The sequence below is a fragment of the bacterium genome (assembly GCA_017744355.1).
Taxonomy (GTDB): Bacteria; Cyanobacteriota; Sericytochromatia; order S15B-MN24; family UBA4093; genus JAGIBK01.
Window position 1 is genome coordinate 926,475 of the sequence record JAGIBK010000001.1, and the last position, 19,510, is coordinate 945,984.

General features: G+C 66.3%; 15 protein-coding genes. 6 read left to right on the forward strand and 9 right to left on the reverse strand.

The window, feature by feature from the left end:
- The first annotated feature begins 177 nt into the window (after positions 1-177).
- Genes J7643_04405 through J7643_04425 form a run of 5 tightly spaced genes read left to right on the forward strand, consistent with a single transcriptional unit; the run spans position 178 to position 5,154 of the window.
- A complete protein-coding gene (locus J7643_04405; GenBank protein MBO9539819.1) occupies positions 178-1,134 on the forward strand; it encodes a GGDEF domain-containing protein in 957 nt (318 codons plus the stop codon).
- Positions 1,135-1,192: 58 nt separating this feature from the next.
- A complete protein-coding gene (locus tag J7643_04410; GenBank protein ID MBO9539820.1) occupies positions 1,193-2,143 on the forward strand; it encodes an AAA family ATPase in 951 nt (316 codons plus the stop codon).
- 28 nt (positions 2,144-2,171) lie between these two features.
- Complete coding sequence (locus tag J7643_04415; protein MBO9539821.1) at positions 2,172-2,981, forward strand: stage 0 sporulation protein; 810 nt, start codon at positions 2,172-2,174, stop codon at positions 2,979-2,981.
- Between the two features lie 5 nt (positions 2,982-2,986).
- Positions 2,987-4,252 carry a sugar ABC transporter substrate-binding protein gene (locus tag J7643_04420; GenBank protein ID MBO9539822.1) on the forward strand — a complete coding sequence of 422 codons (1,266 nt, stop codon included), beginning with the start codon at positions 2,987-2,989 and terminating at the stop codon, positions 4,250-4,252.
- Complete coding sequence (locus tag J7643_04425; protein ID MBO9539823.1) at positions 4,249-5,154, forward strand: sugar ABC transporter permease; 906 nt, start codon at positions 4,249-4,251, stop codon at positions 5,152-5,154. The genes J7643_04420 and J7643_04425 overlap by 4 nt, the downstream gene beginning before the upstream one ends.
- Before the next feature lie 72 nt (positions 5,155-5,226).
- Here the strand turns inward: J7643_04425 and J7643_04430 are convergent, their stop codons facing one another.
- The 5 genes from J7643_04430 to J7643_04450 all read right to left on the reverse strand — a co-directional run bounded on the left by J7643_04430 (position 5,227) and on the right by J7643_04450 (position 12,753).
- On the reverse strand, positions 5,227-7,338 hold the full coding sequence (locus J7643_04430) for a LysM peptidoglycan-binding domain-containing protein (GenBank protein MBO9539824.1): 2,112 nt from the start codon (positions 7,336-7,338) through the stop codon (positions 5,227-5,229).
- Positions 7,339-7,447: 109 nt separating this feature from the next.
- Entirely contained in the window at positions 7,448-8,758 is a 1,311-nt protein-coding gene (locus tag J7643_04435) for a 4Fe-4S dicluster domain-containing protein (protein MBO9539825.1), read from the reverse strand.
- Between the two features lie 4 nt (positions 8,759-8,762).
- Positions 8,763-9,944: an FAD-binding oxidoreductase gene (locus J7643_04440; protein MBO9539826.1), complete on the reverse strand. Its 1,182-nt coding sequence runs from the start codon at positions 9,942-9,944 to the stop codon at positions 8,763-8,765.
- On the reverse strand, positions 9,941-11,374 hold the full coding sequence (locus J7643_04445; protein MBO9539827.1) for an FAD-binding protein: 1,434 nt from the start codon (positions 11,372-11,374) through the stop codon (positions 9,941-9,943). Before J7643_04445 ends, J7643_04440 begins: the two co-directional genes overlap by 4 nt.
- 176 nt (positions 11,375-11,550) lie before the next feature.
- Positions 11,551-12,753 carry a hypothetical protein gene (locus tag J7643_04450; GenBank protein MBO9539828.1) on the reverse strand — a complete coding sequence of 401 codons (1,203 nt, stop codon included), beginning with the start codon at positions 12,751-12,753 and terminating at the stop codon, positions 11,551-11,553.
- An 89-nt stretch (positions 12,754-12,842) separates the two neighbouring features.
- Here J7643_04450 and J7643_04455 point away from each other — a divergent pair, with 89 nt between their 5' ends.
- Positions 12,843-14,531, forward strand: a complete 1,689-nt coding sequence (locus J7643_04455; GenBank protein ID MBO9539829.1) for a hypothetical protein — start codon at positions 12,843-12,845, stop codon at positions 14,529-14,531.
- A gap of 64 nt (positions 14,532-14,595) precedes the next feature.
- Here J7643_04455 and lpdA read toward each other — a convergent pair whose 3' ends face one another.
- The 4 genes from lpdA to pdhA form a co-directional block, all read right to left on the reverse strand.
- Positions 14,596-15,978 carry a dihydrolipoyl dehydrogenase gene (gene lpdA / locus J7643_04460; protein MBO9539830.1) on the reverse strand — a complete coding sequence of 461 codons (1,383 nt, stop codon included), beginning with the start codon at positions 15,976-15,978 and terminating at the stop codon, positions 14,596-14,598.
- Between the two features lie 19 nt (positions 15,979-15,997).
- On the reverse strand, positions 15,998-17,254 hold the full coding sequence (locus J7643_04465; GenBank protein ID MBO9539831.1) for a 2-oxo acid dehydrogenase subunit E2: 1,257 nt from the start codon (positions 17,252-17,254) through the stop codon (positions 15,998-16,000).
- A 68-nt stretch (positions 17,255-17,322) separates the two neighbouring features.
- Positions 17,323-18,294 carry an alpha-ketoacid dehydrogenase subunit beta gene (locus tag J7643_04470; protein MBO9539832.1) on the reverse strand — a complete coding sequence of 324 codons (972 nt, stop codon included), beginning with the start codon at positions 18,292-18,294 and terminating at the stop codon, positions 17,323-17,325.
- Between the two features lie 29 nt (positions 18,295-18,323).
- Positions 18,324-19,313 carry a pyruvate dehydrogenase (acetyl-transferring) E1 component subunit alpha gene (gene pdhA / locus J7643_04475; GenBank protein MBO9539833.1) on the reverse strand — a complete coding sequence of 330 codons (990 nt, stop codon included), beginning with the start codon at positions 19,311-19,313 and terminating at the stop codon, positions 18,324-18,326.
- Between the last annotated feature and the right edge of the window lie 197 nt (positions 19,314-19,510).

Below are 19,510 nucleotides of genomic sequence, written 5' to 3' on the forward strand. Positions count from 1 at the left end.
AACCAGGCGCCATAAGCCCAAGCTTGCTTGAAACAGCGCGCAAAGTAAGTTAATATGCTCACAACCCGTGGACCCTTTTGTTAATCAAAGGGTGACCCGTCCACAACCACCCCAGGTCAGCACCGTAGCACCACACGACCGCCTTGCACACGACCGCCGAGTTGGAGGAGTAGGGATATGGAAACACTGGCCCCCCTGTCGCAGGCAGACCTTCAAAATCTCGTCGCGGTTGCGACCAGGATTCCCCCCACCACCAACTGGGAGTTCCTCAAGACGACGCTCCAAGACGTGCTCGCGACCAACGCGCCGGGCGTCGACGCGGCGCTCTGGCTGCCGAGCCCCGACGGCCTGGTGCCCCTGACCCCCGGGGCCGAGTCGGTCTTCGCCGCCTTCATCTCGGACCACGAGGTCGAGGACTACGCCAAGGAGCCCGGCGAGTTCACCATGATCCCGCCCGGCTACCGCCAGGCCATCGTGGCCAACCGCCAGACCTTCGGCCAGCTCCTGATCGCAGGCGATCGCTCCCGCGAGGACTTCCTGCGTCACCTCTCGGGCGTCATCGCCACGCCGGCCGGCCTCTCGGCGCTCGCCGTCCAGCTGGGCGACGAAGTCTCCAAGCGCACCTCGACCGACAAGCTGACCGGCCTCTGGAACCGCCAGTACTTCAACGAGCGCTTCCGCGAAGAGTGCGAGCGCCTGGTGCGCTCCAAGGAGACCGGGGCCGTCGCCATCGTCAGCCTCGACAACTTCTCGGCGCTCGCGCGGACCATGGCTCCTGAGGAGCAGAACGCCCTCTTCGCCCAGGTGGGCCAGGCCGTTCGCCAGGTGATCCGTCAGACGGACTGGGGCGTTCGCTGGGACAACTTCGATCTGCTCTTCTACTTCCCCTCCACTTCGGCCGAGGCGGCCGTCGAGGTCCTCAAGCGCTTCACCCGCAAGATGGTCTCGACCTCGCCGATCCTCGAGCCCATCTCGGGCGTCAGCTCGACGGTCGAGACCACCAGCCCCCGGGCCCTCATCCAGCTCGCGACCCGTCGGCTGGACCTTGCCCGCAAGGACGGCAACCGCCGCGTTATCTGCTTCGCGACGCCGGGCGGCGGCCTCCAGTTCTATCGAGAAGAGACGGAAGCCTAAGGGAGCCACTTTGTCAGGCGCGCTAACCAGGATCATCGGTCAGGCGAGGGCCGTTCGCATGTTGCGGGCGGCCCTCGCCGAGCCGTCTCACGCCTATCTCTTCGTGGGCCCTCCCCAGGTGGGCAAGACGGCCACCGCCCTTGCCTTCGCCCAGGCACTCAACTGCCCTGCGGCCCACGCCGCCCCCGATCCCCAGGCGGCTGACGCCTGCGGGGTCTGCGTCGAGTGCCGTTCCATCGCCAACGCCAACCATCCCGACGTTCGCTTCGTCGAACCCAGCGAGGGCAAGAAGGTCTTCGCGGTCGACCAGGTGCGCAAGCTCGTCGAGGAGGTGGGCTGGAAGGCCTACCGCGCCCGGCACAAGGTCTACGTCATCCCCACCGACCTCTTGAACGTGCAGGGCGCCAACACCCTGCTCAAGACCATCGAGGAGCCCCAGCCGGGGACCGTCCTGATCCTGGTCGCCACGAGCCTCGACCACGTGCTGCCGACCCTGGTCTCGCGCTGTCAGCCCGTCTTCTTCGGGCCGGTCGCCCCCGAGGCGATCGCCCCCTGGCTCGAAACCAACCACGGGGTGCCCACCGCGCGCGCTCAGCACCTGGCACGAGTCTCGGACGGCCGAATTGGCTGGGCCCTTGCCGTCTCCCAGTCGGGGGACCTGCCCGAGCCGACCATGCTTGCGGCCGAGACCTACGCCGCCGCCCTCGTCGAGGCCGAGAAGCTCGCCGGCGAGGATGCCGAGACCCAGCAGCTCGCCCTCGAAGCGCTCATCGCCCAGGTTCGTGATATGATGGTCTATCAGCAGACGAGGCGTCACGACTGGATCGCAAGGCCCGAACAAGCAGCGCGCGCCGCCGAGCGGCACCTGCCGCTGGGGTACTGGATGCGGGTGATCAAGCGCCTCGAGCAGGCCCGGCGCGAACTTTCGGCCCACGCCAACGCCAGACTCCTCTGGACCGTGCTTGCGGGCGACCTTCAACCAACGGCAATCGAGCGCTCGGGCGCATAGTCCCGACACCACAGAAAGGACCCTCGCCTTGATCGCGGCGATCCGCACCCGAACCGGCGATCTCCATCTGCTGGACCCCGCCGATGACACGCTGACGCGCGGCGAGTTCGTCGTCTACGAGACCGAGCGCGGCCTCGACTGCTCGCCCGTCGTCTCCCTGCCGAGCGCCGTGCGCCACGAGCACGGGGCCTTGCCGACCGTCCGCTTCATCCGGGCGGCGACCGACCAGGACCTCCTCCAGCTCGACAGCAAGTGGAGCGAAGAAGTCCGTGCCCACGGGATCGGCATCGAGAAGATCGCTGCCCACGGCCTGCCCATGAAGCTGGTCGAGACGGTCTACACCCTCGACTACAGCCGCCTGACCTTCTTCTACACGGCCGACAACCGGGTGGACTTCAGGGCCCTGCTCAAGGACCTGACGGCCACCTTCCGCCGGACCCGCATCGAGCTGCGCCAGATCGGCGTGCGCAACGCGGCGGGGCTCATGGGCGGGGTCGGTCCCTGCGGCCGCGAGCTCTGCTGCTCGACCTTCCTCAAGGAGTTCGCGCCGATCACCATCAAGCTCGCCAAGGACCAGAACCTGCCCCTCAACCCCAGCAAGATCAGCGGCCTGTGCGGCCGGCTCATGTGCTGCCTGTCGTACGAGCACGAGATGTACCTCGAGATCAAGCAGGAGCTGCCCGTGGTCGGCAGCCGCGTCCGCGTCGAAGAGGGCGCCGGCTACGTGATCGAGCAGGTGGTCATGAAGGAGGCGGTCAAGGTCGAGATCAACGACGACCTTGTCGTCGAGGTCCCCGTCTCGAAGCTACTCGATTATCCCAAGACGCAGCAGGAGTAAGCGCCATGTCTCAATTCCGGATCGCCGCGGCGATCGCCCTCTCCCTTTCCGTCTCGCTCGCCGGCTGCGCCAAGGGCGGCGGCGAGAGTGGACGCAAGGTCGAATTCTGGACCATGGCGCTCAAGCCCACCTTCACGGGCTACCTCGAAGGCGTCATCGCGGACTTCGAGAAGGAGAACCCCGGCGTCAAGGTCGAGTGGATCGACGTGCCGGGCAACGCCATCGAGGACAAGACCCTCTCGTCGGTCAGCGGCGGCACCCCGCCGGATCTGGTCAACCTCAACCCCGACTTCGCCCAGCGCCTCGCGAGCAAGGGCGCGCTCCTCGACCTCTCCAAGCAGGTCCCCAAGGACGTGCAGCGCAGCTACTTCCCCTACGCGATCGACGCCTCGACCGTCGACGGCAAGCTCATCGGCCTGCCCTGGTACCTCTCGACCCAGGTGGCCATCTACAACAAGGAGCTGCTCGAAAAGGCCGGTCTCAAGACCCTGCCCGGCACCTACCGGGACCTGGCCGCTCAGGCGCCGGCCTTCAAGGCCGTGGGCGCCGTACCGTTCATCCCCAACCTGGGCGACGGCAACCGCATCCTCGAGCTCTTCGCCCTCGACGGGGTACCGCTGCTCACCCCGGACAAGAAGCAAGCTGCCTTCGACACTCCCCAGGGCCGCGACACCTTCGCCTTCTGGACCGGCCTGTTCACCAAGGGGACGCTGCCCAAGGAGGCCCTCAGCCTCGACAACCGCGAGATCGTGGACCGCTTCCAGGCCGGCCAGTCCGCCGTGCTGCCTGCCGGCCCGCAGTTCCTCAAGCAGGTCCGCGAGAACGCGCCCCAGCTCTACGAGAAGGTCGACGTGGCCCCGCAGATCGCGGGCAAGAGCGGCAAGGTGGGCGTCGGGATCATGAACCTGGTGGTGCCGACCACCAGCCGCAACCCCGAGGATGCGATCGCGCTGGCGACGCACGTGACCAACGCCGCCAACCAGCTCGCGTTCTGCAAGCTCGCCGCCATTCTGCCCTCGTCGCGGGAAGCGGCGGACAATCCCTTCTTCACCACCCTCCCTGCGACCGCCTCGGTCGAGGACCGGGCCCGCAAGATCGCCGCCGAGCAGCTCAAGCGCGCGGAGCTCCTGGTGCCGCCCATGCCCCACCAGAGCGAGCTCAAGAAGGCCATGAACGACGCCCTGCAGCGCGCCGCCCTGGGCCAGCTCAGCTCGGATGAGGCCCTCAAGCAAGCAGCAGCCGAGTGGAACCGGATCCTCGCGACCCCATGAGCAGCCGCACCTCGACCCGGGCGAAGCTGACGCCCTTCCTTTTCCTTGCGCCGGCCGGGCTCGTGCTGGGACTCTTCTGGTTCTTGCCCGCCTTGATGGCGGTGCTGACCTCGTTCACCCACGTGAGCCTCGGCTCCAGCACGGACCTGCTCTCCCAGTTCCGCTGGATTGGCCTGGACAACTACCTGGCGCTTCTGCGCGATCCCCTGTTCCTCAAGGCCTTCTTCAACTCCTGGATCTACCTGCTCGGGGTCGTGCCGCCGCTGGTCATCCTGCCCCTCTTGCTCGCAATCCTGGTCAACACGCCCATGCGCGGCATCGGCTTCTTCCGGGCGGCCTACTACCTGCCGGTCGTCATCCCGATCGTGGTGGTCGGCCTCACCTGGAAGTGGCTGTACGCTGAGAACGGCCTGGTCAACTACGTGGGGCAGACCCTCTTCCCATGGCTGCTCAAACACCCGGTGCCCTGGCTGAGCCTTCCCGAGACCGCCATGGGCGCGGTGATGGCGGTGACCATCTGGAAGGGCCTCGGCTACTACATGGTCATCTACCTAGCGGGCCTTCAGGGCATCCCGCGCGACATCTACGAGTCGGCGGACCTGGACGGGGCGAGCCGCATCCAGCGCCACCTCTACCTCACCCTGCCCCTGATGCTGCCCCAGATGGGGCTCGTCGGCATCATCTCCTGCATTAACGCGCTCAAGGTCTTCGCCGAGATCTGGGTGCTGACCAAGGGCGGCCCGCTGGACTCGACCACGACCATGGTCTACTACTTGTATCAGCAGGCCTTCGAGCACCTGAACATGGGCTATGCGAGCGCCATCGGCATGGCGCTGTTCGCCATGACCCTCGCGCTCTCGATGCTCAACAAGTACTACAGCGATCGCTACGCGACGACCTGACGCCACTCACCCTGAAACGCCGAACGCCCCCGCCTCAAGCAGGCGGGGGCGTTCGGCGTTTAGAGGCGGTTCTTAAGCGGTCCTGCCGCGATCGCGGTAGTACTCCATGGCCCGCTGCTGCTTGTCCAGCTCGCTGGCCGTGATGCCGTCCTTGGCGGCGTTGTTGATCTTGAGAGTCTTGCCGCTGGTCTCGACGAAGTGGGACAGGTTGTCGGGGTCCTCGGAATTCTTCGCGGACTCGTAGGTATTGAACTCGACCGTCGAGAACTTCTGCCAGACCGCGTCGTACCGGCTGTCCTGCAGCATGCCGTCGAGCAGGGCGAGCTCCTTCTCGCGGTCCTCGGCGCTCAGCTTGTCGTTGAAGTCGACCTTGACTGGGTGGCCGGCCTTCTTGGAGAGCTGCTCCTCCACGCTCGCGGTGTGCGCCTCGACCTTGGCCTCGGCGCCGGCCTGGGCGATCGCGCGGCTCTGCTTGTCGATCTCGCTCGCGGTGAGGCCGTCGTCGCTGGCGTTGTTGATCTTGAGGACCTTGCCGTCGCTCTCGACGAAGCGCGAGAGGTTGTTGGGATCCTTGGAGTTGGTCGCCGAGGTGTAGGTGTTGAACTCGATCGCGTTGTAGCCCTTCCAGAGCGCGGCGTTGTTGGGATCATCCAGCTGCTTGTCGAGGACCTCGAGCTGCTTGAGCTGATCGAGCGGCGCGAGGTTCCCGTCGAAGCGGATGTCGACGGCATGGCCTGCGACCTTCCCCGCCTTCTCCTGGGTTGCCTTCACCTGATCGGCGACGACCTGCTTGAGGCCGTCATCGACCTTGAGCTCGCCGTACATCATCTGCGCTTCCTTGGCGACTTCGGGCAAGCCTGCGGCATCGGCGACCTGGGCCAGCACCTGGATGGTGCCCTCGGCCTGCTGAATGGCTTCCACGCGCTCGCTCACCGACTTGGTCTTGTCGTTGGCAACCGCCATCTGCTCGGCGCCGACCTCGCGGGTGTAGGCCACGACGTCCGCCTTGTCCTGGGCCGACCACTTCTTGGCGGCCTCGGGATCCTTCGTTGCGGCTTCGAGGAGCTCGTACCCGTGAGCGGCTTGCTCCGAGGGCTTGGGGGCAGTTTCCTCGGGCTTGCTCTCGGTGACAGTGGCCTCCTCCTCGGGAGCCGAGGCGGCGGGGGCTGCCTCCTGCGCCTTGCCGGGGATCGTGATCTGGTCGCCGGGATAGATGAGAGCACCCCCGCTGGTGCGGCGCTTGCCGGTGGCGTCCTTGCCGTCCTGGAACAGGTCGGGATTCGCCTGCTTGATCTCGTCGAGGGTGACGCCGTTGGCGCGGGCGATCTTGCTCAAAGTGTCGCCAGCCTTGACCGTCACCGTCTCGGTGGCAGGGCCGCTGGTCTTCGCCTTGGAGGCATCTCCTGTTGCCATGCTGGCATTGAGGGCCTCGCGCTGATCCTCGGGCACGGAGGATAGGATCTTCTCTTGCTGGGCCTTGGGCATGTTGGCCCACTGATCGGAAGTGACCGCCGTGTCGCTATCGGCCCACAGCAGCTTGCCCGTCGAGGACATGCGCGTCAGCTGCGGGGTGCCATTGGCGTCCGGCTTCTCGTCGTGGCCGAAGTTCAGATCGCGCTTGCTGTCCGGGCCGCCCCAGGTCTTGCCCGCATCCTGAGGAGGATTGGCGCGATCGCCATAGATCCCCTTGAAGCTGCTCTGCAGTTCCTGCAGGCGCTTCTCGTAGGTCCCACGCTCCGGATCGTCCTTGGGGATGTTGGCGATCGCCGTTTCCGCCTTGGCGAGCGCCTCCTCGTTCACCTTCTTGGCCTGCTCGATGGCGGCCTGGTCGCCCTTCATGAGCGCCTTCTCGTTCGGCTCCGCGATGGTGGTCCCGTCCAGGACCGCCTTGGCCTCGTTGTCGAGCTGATGCACGGCGATGCCCTTGACCAGGGAATCGAACTCGCTCAGGTCGATCTTGCCGGAGACATCCTTGTCGGCCTTGTCGAAGATCTGCTCGAAGGCCGCCTTCTCCTTGACCTTCTGGTCGGCGTTCAGGTTCTTGGCCTGCGCCAGCTGCTGATCGACGAAGTCGCCCTTGGCGATCGCCTTGTCTTCCGTTTTCGGCTTCTCGGGGGCGACCACCTCGACGGGCGGCTTGTTCGGGAGATTGACCGTAAACTTTTGACCGACGCTCGTCGTCATGGGGAACACCTCCGCGACAGCAATTGAAGACGATGGCTTGCTTGGATGCTAAGGATCCACTACCACGACTTCACAAATCTAAAACCGGAATTAGGGGGTGCCAAGCCGTTTAGGCGTCCGGATTTTCAGACGATGCCCCGGGCTCTTGGTAGGCACGGTCGAGGACTTCCACGGTATGCAGCAGCAGGGTCGGGCGATCGTCCCGGCGCAAGCCCAGCCCGAGCTGCATGAGGCAGGAGGGATTGCCGGTGATGACCCACTCGGCCTCGGTCTGCGCGAGGTTGTCGAGCTTGCGCGCCAGGAGTTGCTCGGCCATCTCCGGCTGGAGGAAGGTGTAGGAGCCCGCGCCCCCGCAACACCAGTCGGATTCCTTCAGGGGCACGAGCGAAAGGCCCGGGATCCGCTGGAGCAAGCGCCGAGGCGCCTCCTTGATCCGCTGGCCATGGGTCAGGTGGCAGGGCTCATGGTACGTCGCCTTCACGCTCAGGGCGCGGGGTGGCTCGGGCAGGCCCACCTCATCGAGAAACTCGCAGATATCCTTGACCTTGGCACCGAAGGCGGCCGCCTCCGAGTGGCCCGCTTCACCTGGGGCGAGCCAGGTGCCGTAGTCCTTCATGGCGGCCCCGCATCCGGCCGAGTTGACGATGACGGCCGACAGGTCTTGGGGGGCGCCATCTGCGCTCGGGGGGCAACGGAACGCCTCGAGGTTGGTGCGCATGAAGGCCTGCGCGCGCCGGCAATCGCCCTCGTGCATGTGCAGCGCGCCGCAGCACCCCTGCGCACGCGGCACCCAGACGTCGAAGCCCGCCCGTGCGAGCATCCGGACCGACGCGCGATTGACCGGGCGGTAGAGCGCATCCATCACGCAGCCGGTCAAGAAGGCCACGGTCCCTCGGCGATCGCCCACCGCGGGCGTCCATTCGGGGATGGGGGGCTCCTCCTGGGGAGGCGTTCCCACCAGATCGAGCTGGCGGCGTAGCAAGGATGGCAAAAGCGGCTTCAGGCCCTCGATCGCCTTGGGGGCCAGCCGTACCGGGGTCATCGCGAAGCGCAAGCGCTTGGAATAGGGCAGCAAGTGATCCAGCATGCCTTTCCAGAGGGCGCGAGCCCCACGGTTCGGGCGGTGAGGAACCACGTAGTCGGCCCGGACCGCTTCGAGCAGGTGGCCGTACTGGACGCTGGATGGGCAGGCCGTCTCGCAGGCTCGGCACCCCAGGCACCGATCCAGCGGGCCGAAAACGTCGGCCGCAGGCTCCAGGCGCCCCTCTACCAGGGCCTTCATGAGGTGGATCCGGCCCCTCGGAGAGTCGGGCTCGGCCCCCTTGAGGGCGTAGGTCGGACAGGCTTCGAGGCAGAGGCCGCAGTGGATGCACTCGTCGGTGAGCTGTGTTAGCGCGTGCTTGAGATCGGGTCGGTCCATGGGGTCACTCCTCGCGAAGGGGCCAGAGCCGGCCGGGCGCAAGGCTACCCGCAGGGTCGAGGCTGGCCTTGAGGCGGCGCATCAGCGCAAGCGGCGTCCCATCGAGGCCGAACGCATCAAGGCTCTCTGGGACGGGGCAGCGCTCGATGACGAGACTTCCGCCCTTGCCGTGCGCCCTGGCGCGCAACTGCTCGACCCAAGCGAGCCATTCGTCGCCGTCTGCCGAGAGCCAGACCGTGCCTTGAAGCACCTGCGCGATCGCCGTACACGCGACACCGAGCGAAGCGCCCAATACCTGGGCCTCGCATACGAAGGACAGCAGTTCGCTGGGCAAAACCGACACGCGGACCACCAGCGGAGCTTCAGGCCTGCCAGCCAGTGCGTCGCGCAGCTCAGCGCGTTCGCGTTCCGCCTGCTCGCCTTCTTGTTGCGGCAAGACGCCTCCACCGAGCCCCGTGAGCAGGCGCCGCGCTTCGTCGGCTTGCCACGCTACCGTCTCGTTGCTGCCGTCGAAGCCGAGGCTGAACGTGAAGCCGTCGGCATCGGCGCCTAGCAGGGCGATCGCAGGATCGAGAGAAGTCGTTTGCAGGGCGGCAAGCGCCGCTTCGGCCTGGGCCGCATCCGTCCAGCGCGCCGAGAGCAAGCACCGGGTCTCGGGCATCGGGCGCACCCGGAAGGTCACGCTTGAAATCGCCCCGAGTGTCCCCAGGCTCCCCGTGTACAGCTTGCAGAGGTCATAGCCCGCGACGCTCTTGACCACGCGGGCACCGCTCTTGATGACGTCGCCCTCGCTCGACACCACTTCGAGCCCGAGCAGCCAGTCCCGCACCAGGCCATAGCCCGCGCGCCCAAGCGGCACCGGGGCGGCCGCCACGAGCCCGCCGAGCGTCGTACGCTCCGGGAAGGGCACCTCCAGCGGCAACACCTGGCGCCGGGTGGCGAGCAGCTCGTTCAGCTCCGCGAGCGATAGCCCGGCCTCGGCGGTCACCACCATGTCGTCGGGGGCGTAGTCCACCACGCGGGTGAGCCCGGCGGTCGAAATACCGACCCGCTCTGCGGGCAACGGATTGCCCCAGTCTGCGCGGGCCCCCAGGCCCAAGATCTCGACGGTCCTGCCCGCGCGCACCGCCTCGCGCAGCGCGTCGGCCAGCTCTGAGACATCTTGTGGTACCCAGCGCTCGATCATCGGGTGGCCTCGCTCGGGCGAGCGCGTCGGGTCGTTTCGACGCAGCTCTTGGCCGTGGGCAACAGCTTGCCGGGATTGCAGAGGCCCGCAGGGTTGAACACGTCCCGAACTCGGGCCATGGCCTCAAGGTCCGCCTCGGTGAACATGCGCGGCATCATGTCGCGCTTCTCGACGCCGATCCCGTGCTCACCGGTGATGGATCCGCCCACGTCGAGGCAGGCTTCCAAGATCTCCTGGCCCGCGCTCCAGACCCGGCGGACCTGCTCGGGGTCCTTCTCGTCGAAGAGGATGATGGGGTGCAGGTTGCCATCCCCTGCGTGGAAGACGTTCGCGATCCGCACCTGGTGGCGAATGGCGATCTCGGCGATGCGCTTAAGGATCGCAGGCAGCTGCGATCGCGGGATGACCCCGTCCTGCGTCACCTTGCTGGGCGCGAGGCGCCCGACGCAGCCCACGGCCTTCTTTCGCGCCAGCCACAGCCGCGAGCGCTCCGCCTCGTCCTTGGCGAGCCGCACCTCGGTGGCACCCCGCGCCTGAAGGATCGTCACCGCCTCCTGCGCGGCGCGCGCAAGCCCGGCTTCGAGTCCATCCAACTCGACGATGAGCACCGCCTCGGCCTCCGTCGGAAGGCCTAGCCCGAAGGACGCTTCGACCGCCTGGATGATCGTGCGATCCATCATTTCAAGGGCTGCGGGCAGGACTCCTGCGGCGATAAGGGCGCTCACGGCCTCGGAGGCCGCCTCGACCGTATCGAAGACGGCGAGCATGGTACGAACCCCCGGCGGGATCGGCACGAGGCGTACCACCGCCTGGGTCACGATCCCGAAGGTCCCCTCGGAGCCAACCATCACGCCGCGCAGGTCGTACCCGACCACGTCGTCGGTCTGGCCGCCGAGGCAGACGACCTCGCCGTCGGGCAGGACCACTTCGAGCCCCATGACGTGGTTGGTCGTGACCCCGTACTTGAGGGTATGGGGCCCTCCCGAGTTCTCCGCCACATTGCCACCGATGGTGCAGGCCATCTGGCTGCTCGGGTCGGGCGCGTAACAAAGGCCGTCCGGCGTGCTCGCCTGCGTCAGGCGCAGGTTCACGAGCCCCGCCTCGACCGTGGCGCGTCGATTGCGCACGTCCAGGTTCATGATCCGCGTCATGCGGGTGAGGGCGATCATCACCCCGCCGTCTGGCGAGAGGCAGCCGCCCGAGAGACCGGTGCCCGCCCCGCGAGGCACGAAGGGAATCCCGTGGGCATGGCAGAGGCGCACCACCCCCGCAACCTGCTCGGTGGAGGTGGGCAGCACCACGACCCTGGGGGTGTTGCGTTCGAGGGTGAAGGCGTCGCAGTCGTACGCGAGCAGCTCTTCGGGACGGTGGAGAACCGCATCCCGGCCGCAGATGGCGACGAGAGCCGAAATGAGCGCGTCGCGCTTCACGCGGCGTCCCGCTTGGCGTCCAGGTGCGCGCGCACCAGGACGACGCCGACCACGACCGCCGAGATGGCCCCAAGCGGCGCGATGATGTAGAGCGACCAGATCATGAGCTTCAAGATGGTATCCATGGCCCTATTTTAGCGCACATGGGCCCATGAGCGCCCGCGGCCGCTTAAAGCCTATGGCTTCGCAGAGGGGGAGGCAGTGGGAGAAGGCGATGCAGTAGGCTTCACGCCCTGCTTGAGCGAGAAGGCGTAGTACTGCGAAGCGCCGTAGAAGTTATTGATGAAGCTGCTCTCTTGGCGGTCGTGGGCGCGCACGTTCACCGTCAGCTCCGGGAAGCGCATGATGCCCTTCGGGCCCTCCTGCACGAACTGGACGGCGTAGTAGTAGAGCCCTTCTTTCAGTCGGGTGTTGCGCGAGTCGTTCTCGTCGGGCATGTTCGCAGGCCCGCTGCCTTCGCTGGAGTAGCCGTTCCAGGGCACCGAGACCATGCCCGTGTTCGGGTCAGGGGCGGTCCAGGCCGAATACCAGAGGGGCTTGCGGCTCGAATCGTACTGATAGACCACAAAGCGGTACCGCGCGCGCTTGCTCGCGTCCGGGATCTGACCCGGCGCAAGGCCCGCGAACTCCCGGCCTTTGACGACGAAACGATCGTCATAGGTGATGAACTGGCCGGGCTCATGCCCCTCGACACCGTTCGCCTCACCACCGCTCACGCTCCAGTGATAAGGGAAAGCCTGGGTGTCCCAGTGGAGGTCGAGCTTGAACTCGAAGCGATCGTTTGCGGGCCGCGAGAACTCGTCGATCCGCACGACGTCCGACACGTAGAAGCCCACCATGTCGAGGCGGCTCCGACCGAGGGAGTCAGGTAGGCCGTAGTTGTCGAGATGGCCGTCGTTATAGACCAGATGATAGGTGCCTGCGGGCAGATCCTTGTACTCCATCACCCCGTTCGAGTTCATGAACTCGAAGTCCGGCGCCGTTCCACGATATTCGGGGGTCAGGTAGACGCGAACCGCCGGGTTGAGCATACCCTGCTTTCCAGAGACCCACTGGGCGGGAGGCGCGCCGTTGAAGGTGAGGGTGACGCGCGCCTTTAAGGGGGCGACGGGCCTCGGGGTGGGGGTCTTGTTCACGATGGGGGGCCCACCACCGGTGTTGCCGCCGCGATCGTAGCTGCCGGATCCACCGGCGCTGCCGGTGTTCTGGCCGTTGGTGATAGTCGGAGTGGCGATGGTGGTCGGCCGACGGCTGTAGCCGCCGGTGATGGTGGCCCCGCCAATCCCCATCGCCGACGGATCCGCGTCGGCGCATGCGGCGATCGCAAGCAGCAGCGGGGTGATTGCCCCCCACCAGCTCAAGCGCGTCGCTCGCATCATCCTCACTCCTTCTAGCAGGCGTACCATGTGCAATATGCCCGCTTGGCGGCCCTCTTGAAACTCCTGCTCGCATGCCGGGTACACGAGGCATGAACGCCCCTTCGATCGAGGCCCTCATGACCACCGCTCATCACGCAGCCCTGGCGCTCGTCTCCGACTTCCTCGAATCGCTCTACGAGCGGCAAGACCTCGCCCAGCACCTGGAGTGTTATCACCCGGACGCCTGGATTCCGCTTGGCGATGCGCTGACCAAGCGTGAAGCGCTGGATGCGGAAACCTACGAGGCAGCGCTCGTCGAACTGCTCGAAACGGCGCGCCCGGGAGCAGGCGGGACACCCGCCCGCTTTTCGATCGCAGGACAAGGTACACTCGAAGCCGACGGGAACGAAGCCGTGCTCGTTCTGCCGATGCGGGAGGTCACGAGTGATCGCCAATTCGAAGCCGCATTTCTGCTTCGTTCGCACGAAGGGGAATGGAAGCTCGTTGGCTGCTCGGTCCAGGGATCAAATGGCCCGTCGCCAACCCTATCGACCGTCGAGGCCCTGATTGCCGGCGAGCTTGCACAGGCCGGCGTCTTGAGCGAGCCATATGAGCTGCTGCTCACTCCCCTGGATCTTGCCTATCGACGGGCGTACCCCCTTGAGGACTCACGCCTTCTCACGCTCCCGGAGACGCGCTTCACCTGCCAGAACTCCGGTGAGTGCTGCAAGCCCTCGTGGGACATCCCGGTCCCTGCTGCCACGCACGATGCCCTCGATGCGGCGCCCTGGGAGGCGCTCGTTCCCGAAATTCCCCGCCCCTTCTTCGAGTTCGCCACGGCCATGAACGCGGGCGAACCTCACCGGATCGCCTCCCACGGCGGCACCTGCGCCTTCCATCGAGAGAGTGCCTGCACCCTGCATCGAACGCTCGGCTACTCGCCGATTCCAGTCTGTGCGACCTATCCGATCGGCTTCACGCGCACCCCCGAGGGCATCTGCGTCTGGACTTACTTCACCTGCCCGACCGCACGCGCGAACATCGGTGAGAAGCTCGAAGCGCGCGAGGCAGACATCACCGTGCGAGCGCGCATGTGGCGGCACGGCATGCTGAGCGTACCCGAGACGATCGCCCTCACCCAGGACTGCGCCGAGGTCCCCTACGACCTCTATGCGCGCATCGAGTCCTCCCTGCTTGATTTGCTCGGCGAGGCGAACCGGCCACTTTCCGAGCGCCTCCAGCGAATCCTGGGAGCGGGCGCCACCCTCTGCGAGCAGGCCGCACAAGGTCTGCTCACCCTTGAGACGGCTAGCGTTATCGCCGCCGAGGCTCAGGCGCTCTCAGGCGAGCCCATGCTAGCAAGCGACGGCCTTTCGCCCTACGGGATCGCCCTGTACCTCGTGCTTGCCAAGCACTTGCCAACCGTCCTCGAAGGGCTCGAACCCACCGAGCGCCTGACGCTTCACGAGCGCCTGCGCACGAGCGACGTTCGCTTCGTGGCCGACGAAGATCTCATGACTCGCTACGTGCGCCAGGTGCTCTTTCGCAAGAAGTACCTGGGCGAGTTCGGCCTCGTCGCCCACCTCAACACGGTCGCCTGGAGCGCCGCCCTGGTGCGCGACACAGCCCTCGCGCTGGCCTTGCAGGACGGCCGCGCGCTCACCCGCGACGAGGACGTGCAGCAGGCCATCAAGGCGGTGGAGCGATCGCTCACCAACGCCGAGTTGCTGGGCGAGGGAGTCCTGCGCCAGAGCGAATACGGGCCCCTATTGCAAGATCCCACCAGCGGGCTCGTCTGAGTCAAAGCGAAAGGCCCGCGTCCGAGCTGGACGCGGGCCTTTCGCTTGTTGCCTGTTCGGCGGGCTACATGTGGATCGGCTGGCCGATCGCAGCGAGCGCCGCTTCCTTCACCACTTCCGAGAGGGTGGGGTGGGCGTGGATGGTCAGGTCGATCTCCTGGGCGGTGGTCTCGAGGGTCATGCCGAGGCCGACCTCCGCGAGCAGCTCGGTCACCTCGGGGCCCACCATGTGAGCGCCCAGGACCTCGCCGTACTTCGCATCCACGACGACCTTGACGAAGCCCTCGGCGTCGCCGAGCGCCTGTGCCTTGCCGTTGGGGGCGAAGGGGAACTTGCCGATCTTCACCTCGAAGCCGCGCTTCTTGGCCTCGGCCTCGGTGAGACCGATGGAGGCCACCTGGGGCTCCGAGTAGGTGCAGGAGGGGATGCGATCCCAGTTGACCAGCTGAGGCTCGTGGCCCGCGATCTTCTCGACGCAGACGATGCCCATGGCCGAGGCCACGTGCGCGAGCATCACCTTGCCGGTCACGTCACCGATGGCGTAGACGCCGGGCACGTTGGTGCGGCCGTAGTCGTCCACCACGATAGCGCCGCGCTCGGTCTTGATGCCGAGGGCTTCGAGGCCCAGGCCCTCGACGTTGGGCGCCATGCCGATGCCCACGATCATCGCGGGTGCGTCGAGCTCCTTGGCACCAGCCTTGCTCGACAGCTTGAGCTTGACGCCGTCGGCCTTCTGCTCGACCGACTCGACCTTGTGGCCCGTGAGGACCTCGACGCCGAGCTTCTTGTAGGCCTTCTCGAGCACCGCGGCGACCTCGGGGTCCTCCTTGGGCAGGAGGTGGTCGGCCATCTCGACGATGGTGACCTGAGCGCCGTAGTTCTGGAAGACGTAGGCGAACTCGCAGCCGATGGCCCCGCCGCCCAGGATGATCATCTTGGAGGGCACGTCACGGAAGTCGACGGCCTCGCGGGCCGTGAGCACGACCTTGCCGTCGGCCGTCAGGCCGGGCAGCAGGCGCGGACGGGCGCCGGTCGCGATGATCACGTTCTTGGCGTTGACCTCTTCGCCGGTGCTGACCGCGATGCGGCCAGGGGCGACGAGCTTGCCGCGGCCCTTGAAGACGTCGATCTTGTTCTTCTTCATCAGGAAGCCCAGACCCGAGGTCTGCTTCTTGACGACGGACTTGGAGCGATCGACGGCCTTGCTGAAGTCGGGCTTGATGCCCTCGACCGTGATGCCGAACTGGTCCGAGTGCTTGATGGTGTGCAGCACCGAGGCGTTCTTGAGCAGCGCCTTGGTGGGGATGCAGCCCCAGTTCAAGCAGGTGCCACCGAGCTCCTCGGCCTCGACGACCGCGACCTTGAGGCCCAGCTGGGCCGCGCGGATCGCGGCCACGTAGCCGCCGGGGCCCGTGCCGATAAGCGCGATATCGTAAGTGGTAGCCATTCGTTTATGTCCTCGTCGCTTAGATGAGCAGCAGCATCGGGGTCTGGAGGAGGCGCTTGACCTCGGCGAGGAACTGCGCGGCGAGCGCCCCGTCGATCACCCGGTGATCGCTCGACATGGTGATGCGCATGATCGAGCGGATCTGGATCTGGTCCTTGTCATCCACCACGGGCTCCTTCTTGATGGAGCCGATGGCGAGGATGGCCGACTCGGGCGGGTTGATGATCGCCGTGAAGCTCTCGACGTCGAACGAGCCGAGGTTGCTCACGGTGATGGTGCCGCCGCCCATCTCTTCGGGCTTGAGCTTGTTGGCCTTGGCCCGGCCGATGATCTCCTTGGTCTCGCGGGCGATCACGGGCAGCGACTTGTCGCCAGCACCGTGCAGCACGGGAACCACGAGGCCCTCGGGCAGCGCCACCGCAACGCCCACGTTGACCGCGCCGCGCTCGATGATCTCGGTCTCGTTCCAGGCGGCGTTGACCGCGGGGAACTTGAGGGCGGCCTTGGCAACGGCCTTGACGATCATGTCGTTGAAGGACGCCTTCTCCTCGGCCGACACCGCCGCGTTGAACTGGCTCCGGAAGGCGACCGCGTCGGTCATGTCGATCGCGGTGGTCACGTAGAAGTGGGGAGCCGCCACCTTGCTCTCGGCGAGGCGACGGGCGATGGCCTGGCGCATCCGGGTGAGCGTAATGGAGCGATCCTCGCGGGCCACAGCCACCGGAGCAGCGGCACGGACGGCCGCAGCAGGGGCGAGGGCGCCCTTGAAGGCATCGACGTCCTTGCGGACGATGCGGCCGCCAGGGCCGGTACCGGGGATCTGGGAAAGGTCGAGGTTGCGCTCGGCTGCCACCTTGCGCGCCAAGGGCGACGACTTGAGGCGGCCCTCACGGACGGGAGCCGCGGCGACGGTGGGGGTCGCGGTGGGGTAGGTCACGCTCGGACCTTCGGGATACTCGCTGGTCTGCGCCGCGGGGGCTTCCGCCTTGGCAGGGGCCGCAGCAGGAGCGGCCTTGGCGGGCGCCTCGACCTTCTCACCGGGCTGGGCGATGATCGCGATGACCTCGCCGACCGGCACATCCTCGTCGGCCTGGTGGAGGATCTTGGCGAGCACGCCCGAATCGAACGCTTCGATCTCGATGTTGACCTTTTCGGTCTGGATCTCAGCGATCGGCTCGCCCTTGGTGACGGCCTCCCCCTCGTTCTTCATCCAACGAAGAATCTTGCCTTCGGTCATGTCATAGCCCATCTTGGGCATGAGCACGTTGCTCGCCATGAATCGTCCTCCGAATTCGTGAATAGGGATGGAAGCGCCCGACAGGATGCCGGGCGCTCAATGGAACGTTACTTCAGGACTTCCCGGATGGCCGCGACGATGTTCGCCTTGTGCGGGTACGCCGCCATCTCGAGGTGCTTGTTGTAAGGGGCGGGCACTTCGACGCCGGCCACGCGACGCACGGGCGCGTCGATGTAATCGAACGCCTCCTCGTAGATCCGCGACTGGACTTCGGCGCCGATGCCGTAGGTCTTCCAGCCTTCCTCGGCGATCACCACGCGGTTGGTCTTCTTGACCGACTCGATCACGGGCTCCATGTCGAGCGGGCGCAGGGTGCGCAGGTCGATGACCTCCACGTCGATGCCCTCGGCGGCCAGATCGTTGGCGGCCTCCATGGCGAGCATCGCCATGCGCGAGTAAGCGACGACGGTGACGTCCTTACCAGGACGACGGACCACCGACTTGCCGATGGGGACCAGGTACTCCTCTTCGGGAACCTCGCCCTTGGCGCCGTAGATCAGGGCGTGCTCGATGAAGATGACGGGGTCATCGTCACGGATCGCGCTCTTGAGCAGACCCTTGTGGTCGTAAGGGGTGCTCGGCATGACGACCTTGAGGCCGGGAATGTAGGCGAAGAGCAGCTCGAGGGTCTGCGAGTGGGTCGCCGAGAGCTGGCTCCAGCCGGCCGGGGTGCGCATGACCATGGGCACCTTCATCTGGCCGCCGAACATGTAGCTCAGCTTCGCCGAGTGGTTGACCACCTGGTCGAGGGCCTGGAGGGCGAAGTTGATGCTCATGATCTCGGGGATCGGACGCAGGCCGCCGAGGGCAGCACCGGTCGCCGCGCCGATGATGGCGGTCTCCGAGATGGGGGTGTCCTTGACGCGCTTCTCGCCGAACTCATCGACGAAGCCCTTGGTGACGCCATAGGCGCTACCGTAATAGGCGATGTCCTCGCCCATCAGGAAGACGTTCTCGTCGCGGCGCATCTCCTCGCGAAGGGCTTCCTGGATGGCCTGGCGGACGGTAATGGTACGCATATGCTGTAACTCCTAACGTTTACCGGCGCCTACACGGGCTGATATTCGGTCTGCCCGATGGGGTTGGCGTAGATGTAGTCGCAAAGGGTGGAGAGCTCGGGTTCGGGGCTCTCGTCCGCGAACTTGACCGACTCCTCGGCCTCGCGGTTGGCAGCCGCTTCCATCTCGTCGAACTCGGCGGCGGTGGCGATACCGGCCTCGACGCAGCGCGCCTTCCAGGTGGTGATCGGGTCCTTCTGCTTCCAGAACTCGACCTCTTCCTTGGAGCGGTACATCTCGGGGTCGGCCATGGAGTGGCCGCGGAAGCGATAGGTCTTGGCCTCGAGCAGCACCGGGCCGTTGCCCGCGCGGACGTGCTCGACGGCGCGCTTGGTGGCCTCATAAGCCGCCTGGACGTCCATGCCGTCGAAGGCCTCGCCATGGATGCCGTAGGAGGCGGCGCGCTTGTACAGGTCGCTGATGGACGAGTCGCGGTGCAGGGCAACGCCCATCGAGTAGAGGTTGTTCTCGATCAAGAAGATCACGGGCAGCTTGAAGACCGCCGCCATGTTCAGCGACTCGTGGAAGCCGCCGTTGTTGGTCGAACCATCGCCGAAGATGGCCATGGCAAGGCGGTTCTCACCCTTGTACTGGCTGGCCATGGCGAGGCCGACGGCCAGCGGCAGGTGGGCGCCGACCAGGGCGTAGCCGCCCCAGAAGTGCTTGCTCGCATCGGCGAAGTGCATCGAACCGCCGCGGCCCTTGCTGCAGCCGGTCGCCTTGCCGTAGAGCTCCGCCATCAGGGCGTTGGTGTCGAGGCCGCGCGCGATCGCATGACCGTGATCCCGGTAGTGGGTCACGATGTCGTCATCGTCGTTCAGCGCACCGATGGCGCCGACGGCCACGGCTTCCTGCCCGATGTACAGGTGTAGGAAGCCCCCGATCTTGGCATAGGCGTAGCCCTCGGCGCACTTCTCTTCGAAGCGCCGGATGAGAGCCATCTTGCGATACCATTCCAGGGCTAGCTGCTTATCCACCATGCTGGAAAGCTCCTTTATGAGTTGCTGTCAGGGTTACTGGCGCGTGTGGCGCGGCGTCCCGTCTTGCGGTGTCAACATCCGCTCGCGCCTGGCCTGTGGAATGAGGACCAGAGGCCGCTGAGCAAACGAGGGCGTGGGATTCAGACCCGACGCCCTTGTCACGGTACGAGAAGCATCCGGCGCCTTTGCCGGACTTG

Excerpts from the sequence above, each read along its gene's own strand:
- J7643_04405 (MBO9539819.1), top strand. The coding sequence starts at position 178 with ATGGAAACACTGGCCCCCCTGTCGCAGGCAGACCTTCAAAATCTCGTC.
- J7643_04410 (MBO9539820.1), top strand. The coding sequence starts at position 1,193 with ATGTTGCGGGCGGCCCTCGCCGAGCCGTCTCACGCCTATCTCTTCGTG.
- J7643_04420 (MBO9539822.1), top strand. The coding sequence starts at position 2,987 with ATGTCTCAATTCCGGATCGCCGCGGCGATCGCCCTCTCCCTTTCCGTC.
- J7643_04425 (MBO9539823.1), top strand. The coding sequence starts at position 4,249 with ATGAGCAGCCGCACCTCGACCCGGGCGAAGCTGACGCCCTTCCTTTTC.
- J7643_04430 (MBO9539824.1), bottom strand. The coding sequence starts at position 7,338 with ATGACGACGAGCGTCGGTCAAAAGTTTACGGTCAATCTCCCGAACAAG.
- J7643_04435 (MBO9539825.1), bottom strand. The coding sequence starts at position 8,758 with ATGGACCGACCCGATCTCAAGCACGCGCTAACACAGCTCACCGACGAG.
- J7643_04440 (MBO9539826.1), bottom strand. The coding sequence starts at position 9,944 with ATGATCGAGCGCTGGGTACCACAAGATGTCTCAGAGCTGGCCGACGCG.
- J7643_04450 (MBO9539828.1), bottom strand. The coding sequence starts at position 12,753 with ATGATGCGAGCGACGCGCTTGAGCTGGTGGGGGGCAATCACCCCGCTG.
- J7643_04455 (MBO9539829.1), top strand. The coding sequence starts at position 12,843 with ATGAACGCCCCTTCGATCGAGGCCCTCATGACCACCGCTCATCACGCA.
- lpdA (MBO9539830.1), bottom strand. The coding sequence starts at position 15,978 with ATGGCTACCACTTACGATATCGCGCTTATCGGCACGGGCCCCGGCGGC.
- J7643_04465 (MBO9539831.1), bottom strand. The coding sequence starts at position 17,254 with ATGGCGAGCAACGTGCTCATGCCCAAGATGGGCTATGACATGACCGAA.
- J7643_04470 (MBO9539832.1), bottom strand. The coding sequence starts at position 18,294 with ATGCGTACCATTACCGTCCGCCAGGCCATCCAGGAAGCCCTTCGCGAG.
- pdhA (MBO9539833.1), bottom strand. The coding sequence starts at position 19,313 with ATGGTGGATAAGCAGCTAGCCCTGGAATGGTATCGCAAGATGGCTCTC.